General features: G+C 48.7%; 9 protein-coding genes. 7 read left to right on the forward strand and 2 right to left on the reverse strand.

Features of this window, described 5'->3' with window-relative positions; translation table 11 throughout:
- The first annotated feature begins 196 nt into the window (after positions 1 to 196).
- Entirely contained in the window at positions 197 to 298 is a 102-nt protein-coding gene (locus tag PG862_RS07450) for a winged helix-turn-helix domain-containing protein (protein WP_270707024.1), read from the forward strand.
- 152 nt (positions 299 to 450) lie between these two features.
- On the opposite strand, the gene PG862_RS07455 is transcribed toward PG862_RS07450, so the two are convergent.
- Entirely contained in the window at positions 451 to 630 is a 180-nt protein-coding gene (locus PG862_RS07455; protein ID WP_270706987.1) for a hypothetical protein, read from the reverse strand.
- A gap of 287 nt (positions 631 to 917) precedes the next feature.
- On the opposite strand from PG862_RS07455, the gene PG862_RS07460 reads away from it, so the two are divergent.
- Positions 918 to 2,420, forward strand: a complete 1,503-nt coding sequence (locus tag PG862_RS07460; protein WP_118522968.1) for an aminotransferase-like domain-containing protein — start codon at positions 918 to 920, stop codon at positions 2,418 to 2,420.
- Between the two features lie 97 nt (positions 2,421 to 2,517).
- On the opposite strand, the gene PG862_RS07465 is transcribed toward PG862_RS07460, so the two are convergent.
- Complete coding sequence (locus PG862_RS07465; RefSeq protein ID WP_022360194.1) at positions 2,518 to 3,933, reverse strand: spore germination protein; 1,416 nt, start codon at positions 3,931 to 3,933, stop codon at positions 2,518 to 2,520.
- A 453-nt stretch (positions 3,934 to 4,386) separates the two neighbouring features.
- On the opposite strand from PG862_RS07465, the gene PG862_RS07470 reads away from it, so the two are divergent.
- The 5 genes from PG862_RS07470 to PG862_RS07490 all read left to right on the forward strand — a co-directional run bounded on the left by PG862_RS07470 (position 4,387) and on the right by PG862_RS07490 (position 12,803).
- Complete coding sequence (locus PG862_RS07470; protein ID WP_270706990.1) at positions 4,387 to 8,886, forward strand: hemoblobin-interacting domain-containing protein; 4,500 nt, start codon at positions 4,387 to 4,389, stop codon at positions 8,884 to 8,886.
- A 21-nt stretch (positions 8,887 to 8,907) separates the two neighbouring features.
- Positions 8,908 to 10,044, forward strand: a complete 1,137-nt coding sequence (locus tag PG862_RS07475) for an FAD:protein FMN transferase (RefSeq protein ID WP_270706992.1) — start codon at positions 8,908 to 8,910, stop codon at positions 10,042 to 10,044.
- A 39-nt stretch (positions 10,045 to 10,083) separates the two neighbouring features.
- Positions 10,084 to 10,770, forward strand: a complete 687-nt coding sequence (locus tag PG862_RS07480) for a hypothetical protein (RefSeq protein ID WP_270706993.1) — start codon at positions 10,084 to 10,086, stop codon at positions 10,768 to 10,770.
- Between the two features lie 182 nt (positions 10,771 to 10,952).
- Positions 10,953 to 11,522, forward strand: coding sequence for a biotin transporter BioY (locus PG862_RS07485; protein ID WP_022360190.1), 570 nt, complete (start codon positions 10,953 to 10,955; stop codon positions 11,520 to 11,522).
- A 135-nt stretch (positions 11,523 to 11,657) separates the two neighbouring features.
- Entirely contained in the window at positions 11,658 to 12,803 is a 1,146-nt protein-coding gene (locus tag PG862_RS07490; protein WP_270706995.1) for an acetyl-CoA C-acyltransferase, read from the forward strand.
- Positions 12,804 to 12,820: the final 17 nt, after the last annotated feature.

A 12,820-nucleotide genomic window follows, 5' to 3' on the forward strand; every position in this document is an offset into this window, starting at 1 on the left:
CAATATAGGCAAGTTTCTGGTACTGTCGCATACCGACCATGAAGAATATATACTCAGTAGAATTATGGAGATTATTGCGGTCGAGCCAGGATTTGACCATATTGTGACATCCCACCCTTGTAACACTCTTGTTTTTCCGGGCTTGGAGCTTCGGCTGAAGGAGAGAACAGCATACCGGAACGGTGAGTTGATTTCTATGACTCGTCGGGAATTTGCAACATTGGTATACTTGGCAAAACATCCATCCTGGGTATTTTCTGCCGGACAGATCTATGAAGAAGTATGGGGAGGATGGTGAAAATTGCGGAACGGCTGTTGCCTTCGTACCGAAAATCAATGCGAATCCGGTGTATAACGGAGGGTGAAGCCTGCTATATGTATGTATCAATCATTATGATAACATAAAAGGCACGGCATAAAGAAATCTGATGTAAAATCTATCAGAATAATTTATGCCGTGTCTCTTTTTACAGGATTGAGTTGTTCTAACCATGCATAAAAGCTTTCCCATACCGGCACTTCTGTTTCCAGACGTCTGTCTTTTCGCTCTTCCGGAGTAAGGTCACGGAACAGCTTTTCCAAAAAGAAAAGCTTGTTGCAGTATGCCAGACCAACTTCAGCCGGAATCATGCGGGGGATTTCTTCTTTCTTAGGAAGAAGCGGCTCTTTGATTTCTTCCTCGGAATTTCCGTTACTGGGCACGTATGCGTGAACAGTAACAGTACTCAATTTTGGGGATTGCCTATAAGCAGGAGAAAACGGTATAATTGAGGAAGGCAGTTGGATATAAGAGGGACAAGTGGTGGAGATGAAAAATATTGTGAAGACGGAAAGAGGGGCGGTTGTCTGGGATATGGGATGATGCGGATGATCGATGCGGTGAATCGCCGTTTACATAAATAGATAGAGGAAATACGATGGAACTGAATTTAAGCGAACCGGGACAGAGCCGGTATCTGAGAGTATATGAATATTACAAAGAATTGATCGTGTCCGGGCAGATGAAGCCGGGAGCGAAGCTGCCGTCGATCCGCAAATGTTCCCTGCAGCTGCAGCTTTCACGGACGACGGTGGAGACGGCGTATATGCTGCTGGCGGCGGATGGCTATATCATTTCGCGTCCGCAGAGCGGCTTTTATGTAACGGATGCGGTGCTGGCGGCTGCAAACCGGGAGGAAATAGAGCACGGTGTGCCGCATCAGGAGGAACGCCCGGAAATCCGGTATGATTTTGCGTCTTCGAATGTGGATCGGGAGAGCTTCCAGTTTGATTTATGGCGGCGCTATGTCAAGAGCGCCCTGCGCCAGGATGAGCGGCTGCTTTCTTATGGCGAACCGCAGGGAGAGCGGGAATTCCGGGAGGCGCTCTGCGCGTATCTGGGGCGCCACCGCAATGTGATCTGTACGCCGGACAGTATCGTAGTAGGGGCGGGTGTGCAGAGTCTCTTGCATATTTTGTGCCCGATGCTGCGGGAGCGGGACAGCGCATGGTTTTTTAATCCGTCGTTCCGGCAGGGACGCCAGATTTTTGAGGATTATGGGTTTCGGACCGGAGATATAAGAGAATATTGGGAAAGTAATGATAGGAGGATTGAGTCCTCAAAAAAGGATTTGTGCGGAATAGAAAAGCCAGATGTATGTGCAAGAGAGATGAAAACAGGGTTATCCGAACAGATGTCAGAGGCGATGAGACATACAGGGAGAAGTGTTTGCTATCTGACCCCATCGCAGATGACAGTCTGGGGCGAGGTCATGCCGGTGGGCGACCGGATGAAGCTTTTAAAGGATGCGGCGCGCGAGGATATGCTGATTATTGAGGACGATTACAACAGTGAGTTCCGCTATTATAACCGCCCGACACCGTCCCTGCAGGGGCTTTCCGGCGGGCGGGGCGTCGTGTATCTGGGGACATTTTCAAGGCTGCTTCTTCCCTCGATCCGCATGAGCTACATGGTCCTGCCGCCGGATCTGCTGAAACGGTATCAGGAGCGGGGGCGTTTTTATAACCAGACGGCGTCCAAGGCAGAGCAGATTGCCCTCTGCCAGTTTATCCGGGACGGACATCTGGAAAGCCAGATCCGAAAGTCCAAGAAATTGTACGCGGCAAAGGCAAAGTGTCTGTGTGATGCGGTGCGGCGCATTTTTGGAGAAAAAGCGCGAACGCATCTGGGCGATGCCGGTTTTCTGGTTCTCATGGAGCTTGACAGCCCGCTTACATCGGCGGAAATTGCCGGGCGTGCGGCACAGGCAGGCGTCGCCGTCCGCCCGGTGGAGTCGGTCGGGAGTCTTTTGGAAAAACAGGAGCATCATTTTCAAGAGGGATATCCGAAGCTCCTGTTGTCCTGTGCCTCGATGGGGGCAGAGCGGTATGAGGAGGCGCTGGAGGTGCTGAAAGAGGTAGTGTATAAGAAAGAAAAATAGAAGATAGATATAGAAGTTAAAATGTCCGCATAAACCACAGCCAGTATCCGGAACCATCCGGGCAGTTGTGGGTATGCGGACATTTTATGCGACATTCTTACCCGTTTTTCTCCTCATGCGGCAGCCGGTTCCGGAGCAGCCGCTTTTTTAATTCACTCCAGTGAAATGGAATTAGCGGGTAAATATAACTTTTTCCGGCGATTGTCCGGTTAAAGACAAGGCAGCCGACGGCAATGAGTGTTCCTGCGATGAAGCCCCAGAGATTGAGGAAAAAGGTCAGAATCAGGAGCAGGACGCGCATGAATTTGAGTGCGTAGCCGAGTTCGAAGCTCGTCATCGAGTAGTTGGCGATCGTGACGAACGCCATATAGAGCATCGTCTCGCTGTTGAACCAGCCGGATTTGACCGAGTATTCTCCAAGCACGATACCGGCGATGACACTGAGCGGTGTCGTCAGCATGCTGGGGGTGTTGACTGCCGCGAGCCGCAGACCATCGATGGCAAATTCCAGGATCAGGAGCTGATAGATCAGCGCCACATGGATCTCGTCGGTGACACGGATAAAAGCGAGCCATTCCGGGATCCAGCCGGGATTCTGCATAAAAAGCAGCCACAGCGGTGTCAGAAATAAGGTCAGGAAAAAGATGACCGTCCGCGACAGGCGCAGATAGGTGCCGGTCAGCGGTGGAAAATAGTAGTCGTCGGCTTCCTCGATGATATCGAAAACAGAGGATGGCAGAATCATTGCGGATGGCGAATTGTCCACCAGAATGATGATATTTCCTTCCAGAATCGAGGCAGCGGAGGTATCCGGACGCTCTGAAAAACGAAATTTTGGGAACGGATTGAACCATTTGTGCGGATAAATACATTCGGCAAGGCTTTCCTGGTTCATCGAGAGGGCATCGACATGCACTTTTTGAATCCGGGTGCGGATGCGGTTTAAAAGTTCGGTGTCCACCCGGTTTTCCATGTAGCAGATGGCGATATCGGTGTGCGAACTTTCCCCAATATTCATGATTTCCATCCGCAGCTTCGGATCGCGGATGCGCCGCCGGATCAGAGCCGTATTGAACACAAGCGTTTCGACAAAACCATCGCGCGAGCCGCGCAATACCTTATCCTTTTCAGGTTCGCTGACTCCGCGGGCGGGATAGGTGCGGCAGTCTATTGTGAGTGCCTGTGCATACCCGTCGATCAGAAGAAAAGGAACACCGGAGAGAAGCTGGATAATCAGCGCGTCCGAATCCGTTTCCAGCCCGATTTCGCCGTAGGCGAGGTAGAGGGCGGCAAAATCGTTTGCATTGTCAGGCATCTGGGCGGTTTCAATGCTGCTCATCGCCTGCAGCACTTTTAAAAGCGTATCGTCCTTGGTAAAACCATCAATACAGTAGAGGCAGGCATCGCGCCCGCCGATCATCAGGTTCCGATCTACGACATCAAAACTGATGTCCGGTCGGAGCTTTTTTTGAAAAAAAGTCCGGTTATTTTCAATGGATGAAGAAATCTGCATCGTGTAAATCTCCTATCAGAGAAGCCAATATCAGTGACCGCGAAGGGACTGGAATGGGACAAAATGTTTACAGATGGAGTATGTGCGAAAAGGATAAAAATATACGAAATGAAGCAAATGGATAAAAATTCTCAAAATATGTTTTTTAAAAATTCATGGCAAGCGAGGCAATATCAGGGAAAAAGGCGGAAAAATCGCTGCAAAATGAGACTTAACATGTGCTGAATGGAAAAAGAAATTTGCATGTTAGTTTTAGCAACTAAAAAACCAATGCTTTATTGAGAATAAAATTCGATTAAAAAATAGATAAAAATTCTCATTTTTAAACAGATTTAAATAATTGACAGATTTTATTGGATTAGTATATACTAACCTCCTCGGCCGCCTGAGTTATGGATGCCTAATCCGGTGCGGAGAGTAAGATATTACAAAAGATTATATGGAGGAATATGTATGAAAGGTAAGGGAAGATCCCGGCAGGCAATTCTGGCAGCGGTGACCGTGTTAGCGGCGGCGCAGGCAGGTACTGCTTATGCTTCAACCGGACCGGCATCGGAGTCCGGAGTACAGACCGGCGCCTGGATTCAGGAAGGACAGGACTGGAAATATCAGGGAACGGACGGAACGCTTAAGACTGGATGGGTCAAGACCGAGAGCGGCTGGTATTATCTGGATCCGCAGACCGGACGGATGATGACTGGATGGATCACCGTCGATGGACGCCGGTACTATATGAACACAACAGCCGATGGCGTGGAAGGACAGATGCGCCGCGGCTGGTGGAAGGACAATGCAGGAAAATGGTATTTCTTCAGCACTGCATCCGATGGAACGGAAGGTATGACCGTGACCGGATGGCAGTGGATTGATGGAAAATGCTATTATTTTGATAACTCGAGTGCAGAAAACTTTGGTCAGATGCACACCGAAGGCCGGACACCGGACGGCTACAGCGTCAATGCAGATGGACAGTGGGTCAATGAAAACGGAGAGGTCCAGACCCGTGCGGATAGAGGTTACGTGAGCAACCCGGCAGCAGCCGGCACCGGAAGCAGCGTATCAGGAGGCGGTTCAGGGAATTCCGGCAGTTCCGGCGGCAGCCATTCGGGGGGCTCTGGAAGCAACAGTAATTCTGGAAATAACAGTAATTCCGGAAATAACAGTAATTCTGGAAATAACGGTAATTCCGGGAATGACGGAAATCAGAATGGCGGAAATGCCGGAGATAACGGAAACACTGAAAATCCAGACAAGCCGCAGATGGTTTCGCTGGTAGATGAGACGAAGACAAAGCTTACCGAGGTAAATTCCCTGGGCTGGTGGCTTCCGATCGCATTTGATGAAGGATACAATGCAGACAATACGGTTGTTAAGGTCGATGGAAAAGATGTAACCAATCTTTTAACTCCGATCACAGATGACGGACGTATGGCAAAACTGGCGCTTATTGGCACACCGGGCAAAGTAACCGTCAGCAGCAAGGAAGATGCGGCAAAGGAAGAGACGGTGGTTCTGAGCAATGAGAGTCAGGAGGATGCTGTATATGAGAAAAACAACGGCTATCTGCCTGAGAAGATTCTGACGCATGAGCCGGTTGCTCACTGGGACTATTATCTGACCAATTACGATGAAGACGGAAATGCCCGCATTTCTCCGAAAAAGACTACATATAACTTGAATGAGGAAAAACAGACTCATCCGAGCTATTCACCGGATGCAGTTCTTCAAAAAAATGGAAAAGCAACCGTTACCATTCTGTTTAACTATAATACAGACGAAGAAAAAAAGTGGTTTGACGGCATCCGCAAGCTGGAACTGGTTGAATATAATGAGCAGAAGAACACAATCAATCCGGGTCTCGCATTTGACAGTGAAAAGAATGTAGCGCACGGACAGGGATGCGTTGGACAGCTGACCATCCAGACAGGACAGAGCAATTTCTTCAATAATGGACGTTATTATGTGCGGGTTGTATCGTCGGCGGGCGGTTCCGCGCTCGTTCCGATTCATGTCGTCAATGAGACAGTACCGACGCTGGAGCTTAAGGAAACACCACAGTCCGGAAAGAACCTCCATTTTGCAGTCAGCGATCTGGTATACGGAATTGAGACACCGATCGAGCGTGTGACACTGGAAGATCCGAACGGAACAGTAAGCGACCTTAAGATGATCGATGACTGGTATCTCTACAGCCAGGATTTATTTGTTCTGTACAATGATAATACAGACCATCTGCCATACAAGGGCAACTACAAGATCACTGTATATGCAAATGGTTTCCGGTCATTCTCCAAGAGCTTCAAGGTGACAACGGGCGCAGAGCCGGTAAAAGAGAAGGAACAGACCAATGGCCAGAAAATGGCGGCATACGGATTCGACGGTATCAGCACCGCATCGACTGGTTCCAGCGGAAGTGGAAGCTCCAGCGGCAGCAGCTCAGGAAGCTCTGCAATCTCTGCAAACCTGATTTTTGATTCAGATCTGCTTGTAAATGCATATCTCCTTGAACAGACCAAGATGGAAAATGATGCGTCCAAGGCAGTGATGGAGTGGTGGGACAATGCGATTCCGGATGCAGTCTATGATACTGGAGATGATGATTTCTTCAGATGGACAGACTACGTAAATAAGAGCGAGAATCAGAAATACGAAGAGAACAGAATGCTTCCATTTGCAGATTACCGTGAAAATGGAGCATTGGATCCGAACCATCCGGCAACGGCAAAAGAGGTTCTCGAAGATGGTCTGCTCGGCGATATCCAGTACAATGGAAACTTCTCCCGTCAGGATGCACCGGCGATTACAGTTGTACAGAACAAAGAGGGCGAGCCGGTAGTCCTGCGGACAGAGGATACAGAGTATATCGAGGCGGTTCAGAGTATCGTTGTCAACGGAAACTGGCAGGCACTCAGCAAGACCAAATATTTCATCGATAAAGAAGCGAGCACCATTACCATTGATGCGGATGTATTCAAGGCTGGTGAGGAGTATAAGCTGACTGTCGATGCAACGGGATATAAGAGCCAGAGTATCGCATTTACATACGATAAGGTGCTGGAAAACGATTTATCGCTGACCGTTGATTATGCGGAAGATAAAGAGGCGTTTGCAGCTGAGAAAAAAGAAGATTCTAATAAGACTTACTATTTTGCAGATGCTGAATTTACCGTTAATGGCAGCAAGGGAGATTTCCTGAAGAACCTGAAATCTGTTACCCTGCTTTCTGACGAGGAAGATGCGGTTGAGAGAAATATCTACACGAAGGGCGTGTCCAGCAGCAACGATGTTTACTATGAAGTATCCGGGGATGGCAAGAAGCTGATTCTCCATCAGGTTCAGCCGGGAAGCTATAAGCTGACTCTTCGTTCGAATTACTACACAGAGGCGCTGAGATGTGAATTTGTGGTTGAGAAGGAAGAGGAAGAAATCCCAGATGAGCAGGAGATTGAGATTGGTGCTTCGGAAATCAGAAAGGCAAATGGATATGGTGAAAAGGGATATGTAATACAGTTTACCTATTCTGATGGAACTGGTATGAAACCTTCTGATTTTGCCTACAAAAAAGCATTAGAAGAATATGTAAAGAGCATCAATTCAGTAGTGGTAGGAACAACTAAGTATTCTCCACAGTCAAGCTGGACATTAGGAGATAAGGAATATGCGCCAGATATTTATGATGATGCACATAACAATTACAAAGATAGCCTGCTTGTTTCTGACAGTGCATTTAATACGGATGGGGATACCACAATTACGATTAATGCAGATGGAGATTATCCAGAAGTAACGATTGTAGTTGATAAAAATGGAAATCTCAAACAGGATGACGAGGAACTTCTTGATGCACCGACGCTGACTGGACCGGAAAAGATTTCCGAGGGAGGTAATTTAACCCTGACTGGAAAAGATAATGCGGATGAGCTTGCGAAATACCTGAAAGCAATCAAGGTGATAACATCAGATGATGAAGAACTTGGATTTAATGTTCAGGATAATAAACTGATTATCACAACCAGTGATTTAACCGCAGGACCAGATGGAAGTGCGATTGAGATTGTGATTGAGGCAGAAGGTTACAAGAATCAGTCGATCACGGTTACAGTTGAGAGCCAGAAAGCAGATACAGAAATTGAGGTTTCCAGTGTTGTAAAAGAGAGTGGTTGGACAGGAGATTATTTACTGATTCGCTTCAATGGAGTTGAGGGAGAAAAGTTAAAAACCTTCTTAAAGGAGATTGATTCGGTTGCGGTAAATGGAACAGAGTATAGCAAGGCATCCGTTTCCTCGTTCCTTGGAAGTGGGGAGTTTGCACCGCATGCAACGGATACATCTTATAGCAATGATAATTATGATTGTTTAAAGGTTTCAGTGTCCGGATTGAGTAAAGAAGAGAATAATGAAATTCTTATCGACACTAAGAATAACGGAACGATTGAGTGCAAACTTGATAAAAACTGGAAATTAATCAAGGAATCCAAAACGCTTCTTGCCGACGAAGTCCTCCCAAGCGAGATCGTCACCACCCCAACCGAGGGAGTAACCACACCGGAGCAAACACCGGCAGAGGACGCGACACCGGAAGAGCCGAAGACGAATGACGAAAACAAGGCAGATGTACCAGATGGCGATAAGAAGAACGAGACAGACGATGCGAACAAGGCACCGGAAGTAGACGAGGACAAGAAAGCGGATTCGGACGAGTCCAAGGATACTTCGGATGAGAAGAAAGACGAAACTTCAGATAAAGGCGATGCTGACAAGGATGATTCGAAAGATGAATCCGGCGAAACTGGTGACGATTCCAAAAAGAATGAAACGGACGAATCTAAGGACAATGATTCCAAGAAGGATGAGACCGGTGACGTAAAAGATGATACTTCTGATAAGGAAGAATCCGACGGAGATAAAGGCGATGCTTCTGAGAAAGAAGAGTCTGTTTCTGAAGAAGAGTAGTTGTATTTAAAGGAGTAAAAATTGAAACAGAAGTGGTGGATTTTATTAACCCTGCTGCTGTGTGGCTGCGGTGCTTCATCGCAGCCGGATCAAACGGGGGCGGTCCAGAATGACCGTCCTCGTTTATCTGCGTCTACGGAAGAGACGGCAGAAAATGTGGCAGCAGTAGAAAAAAACGAAAATTTAGAGAAAAATCCCTCAAATTCGAACCAGAATCCGGGAGAAGGGCAGAACTGGACGGTGTTTGCGATGGATACTGTGATGCAGTTTGATGCCTACGGTGGAAGTGCAAATTTGCAGGAAAAAGTGAAACGGCGGGTGGAAGAGCTGGAAGGGGAGTTTTCGACAACGCAGGAAAACAGCGATATTTTCTATCTAAATCAGGAGAAAACAGCGAAACTTTCCGATGATACGCGTTATCTGATGCAGGAGGCGCTGGCGCTGGGAGCGGAAACAGATGGTGCGCTCGATATTTCGATTTATCCGGTTGTGCAAAGCTGGGGATTTACAACGGGAAATTACCGGGTCCCCAGTGAGAGCGAGCGGGAAAGCCTGCTTAAATCGGTCGATTATCGTCTGGTCGGTTTAGAAGCAGATACGGCATCGATCGAGCCAGGAATGATGGTGGATCTAGGCGGTGTCGGAAAGGGATTTACCGGAGATGAGGTGGTAAAGACTATGAAGGAGGACGGCGTGACGAGCGCACTGTTCAGTCTTGGAGGCAATATCCAGACGATCGGAACAAAACCGGATGGCGAGAAATGGTATGTCGGTATCAAGGATCCGGAGAGCGACGGCTATCTGGGCGGAGTCAGGGTGCAGGATGAGGCGGTCATTACCTCCGGCGGCTATGAGCGCTATTTCACGGATGATGACGGAACAATTTACTGGCATATCATGGATCCGTCCACTGGGACGCCGGCGCAGAGCGGGCTGATTTCTGTGACAATCATCGGACCGTGCGGACTGCGCTGCGATGGGCTTTCGACCGCCCTGTTTGTCATGGGACGGGAAAAGGCAGCAGCACATTGGGCGGCGCATCAGGACTATGAGGCAGTCCTGGTTGACGAGAGCGGCACGATCTGGCTGACGCCGGGCTTAAAAGACCGATTTATTCCGGTGGATCAGGGGGAGACGCGGGAGATTCGGATATTGTGATTCTGGAACAGAACTAGTATAATGAGCAGAGAAAAGTGCATGCGAGTCAGATTTACAATTTATAACGAAGAGGTCGAAAATACCGTGAATGATAGATTGAAAAAGAAGCTTCTTTGCTTTGAGCGCGCTCTCTCCACATTGGAAGGATACGAGGGATGGATGATAGGTACAACTACACTTCATCTGGACTGGCAGCCCAAACAGGGGGAGAATGAGTTTTGCCATACCAAATTAACTCCAGAAATCATCAAAAAAGGCCGCTCGGCAATCCGGGTCCGCATAGCGGCAGCGGAGGAGGAAAAGGAACGGGAAAATGAGGAGATGGAAGTGCTGCTGGTAAAACCGCGCCAGAGCGTCCTTGTCCCGGAAAAAGAGAAAATGCCGCTCATGAAAGCAATTACGGAACTGGGCAGTGAGGATGATAATACGCTGGTATTTAGCCGCAGCCAGATGGAAGAATATCTCCGGGAGGCGGCAGATACCAATCCGATCCATCAGGGAGAAGCGGCAGTTCTGCCGGGGTTTCTTGTTATGAATGCCTGCCTGCTTCGTCTGTGGAAGAAGGGCTGGATGAAGGGACAGACCGCTCTGGAAGTACGTTTTCTTGCCCCACTTCGTCCTGATGAGGAGGTATATCTGTCGGATTCGGGGCAGGAGGGAAGAAACGCGGTGTATCTGAGAACGAAGCAAGAGGGAAAGGAAATTCTTTCGATTACAGAAAAATAGGGATGCCGATGATAAAGTGGGTGCAGAGGAGCTATGGGTGCATATGTAAACCATTTATAAAAACAAGGTTGACAATCTTCTGAAATTCCGATATACTCTTTTCTAGCAAAGATTCTCTGTGTGTGATTCATAGGAAAATGCATTACACGGCTTAGAATTTTATCACTGAGGAGGTATATATAATGAGTTCAGAGACAAGTGCAGTGAACGTACACGGCGCATGGAGCGCGAAGCGGCTTACACTTTTGGCGATGATGCTGGCTCTTATCAGTGTGTCTTCGTATATTGCGATTCCGCTTCCGTTTTCGGATGCAAAGATCACAGCGCAGACGATGATTGTCAACCTGATCGGTCTGCTGATTGCACCACAGGATACCATTTTAGTTATGGCGAGCTGGCTGCTGTTAGGCTTATGCGGCGTGCCGGTATTCAGCGGCGGAAGCGCAGGACCGGGAAAACTGCTTGGACCGAGCGGCGGTTACTATATCGGATTTCTGGTTGTAGCGTTCCTGATTTCCCTGTTTTGCCGGAAATGGAAAAATGTTGCATTCCAGACAGCGTTCCTGATTGTAGTTGGTATTCCGGTGATTTACGCATTCGGTGCAGGCTGGATGAAACACGTGACCGGACAGCCGTGGGGTGCAGTTATCGTGCAGTCGATAATTCCGTTTATTCCGCTGGACATCGTTAAGTGTGTGGCAGCGGTAGCACTTGGAAAGGCGCTGAAGCGGACGGGCTTATTTGGAAATTAGATAGAAAATAAAGATGGGATGTGGTAGTGAACAGAATCAGCCTTTTAGTGCAGAAATGCAGCCAGGAGGCATGAGGAGTCCGTTGCCGCATCCCTTTAATTTTAATTAGGAATAGAAGAAAAACAGGAGAAAAGTATGAATCACGTATATATTCTGGGCGGTTTGCGCAGTTACATCGGGGTGAAAGATGGAATGTACCGTCATATCCCGGCGGAAAAGCTGGGGGCGGAGGTGCTGCGGGAGGTGGTTTCGCGATTTGAGCTTCCAACCGATGCGATCGACTATATAATAGGAGGAAATGCGGTCGGGGGAGGCGGCAATATCACGCGTCTGGCGGCACTTTCGGCAGGGTTTCCAGAGCGGATTCCGGCGGTTACTTTGGATCTGCAGTGCGGGTCGGCGCTGGAGGCGATCAGCGCGGCAGCAGCCAAGATTGAGAGCGGGATGGCGGATCTGGTCATTGCCGGGGGAATGGAGAGTTCTTCGGTACAGCCGTACCGCATGATGTCCCCGAACCATCCAGAGTATGACGGTGGAAAGGTGTATACGGTTGCACAGTTTGTGCCGGGAAAGCGCGGCGAGCAGGTTATGTTAGAGGGCGCGGAGGAGACTGCGATCCGGGAAAATATCTCTAAGGAAGAGATGGACACCTGGGTGCTCCGGAGCCATAAGAGGGCGGCGCAGGCGCGCAAAGAGGGAATATTGGAGGATATAACGGTTTCCATCGACGGCAGCAGCCGGGATGAGGGAATCCGTCCGACAATGAGCCAGCGTCTGATCGACCGCCTGCCGTATCTGCTTCCAAATGGCACGAAAATCACGGCGGCAAATGCGTGTCTGATGCACGATGGCGCGGCATTTGTGGTACTTTGTTCGGAACGGTTTTTGCGGGAACAGGGACGGAAAGCAGAATGCCGTTTCTGGTTTGGTACAGCGATCGGGGATGATCCGATGATGAGCCCAAAATCAGCCGTCAGCGCTGCTAAGGCGATACTTGCAAAAACGGGGCATTCTTATCAGGAGATCGATGCTTTTGAGGTCAATGAAGCGTTTGCCGTTATTGATGTTCTATTTGAACGTGCATTTCCGGGGATTGAAGACCGTTATAATATCTGGGGCGGGGCACTTGCCTATGGGCATCCATATGGAGTCTCCGGCGCAATGATTCTGCTGCATCTGATGAAAGCACTGGAACATAAAAATGGGCATTTGGGAATGTGCTGCGTGGCAGCCGCCGGAGGGATCGGAAGCAGTATTCTGGTGGAGAAAGTAATGAAGTAGATGAAGACAGTGCTTGA

Origin of the sequence: Clostridium fessum, assembly GCF_027698965.1 — a bacterium.
GTDB classification, from domain to species: Bacteria; Bacillota; Clostridia; order Lachnospirales; family Lachnospiraceae; genus Otoolea; species Otoolea fessa.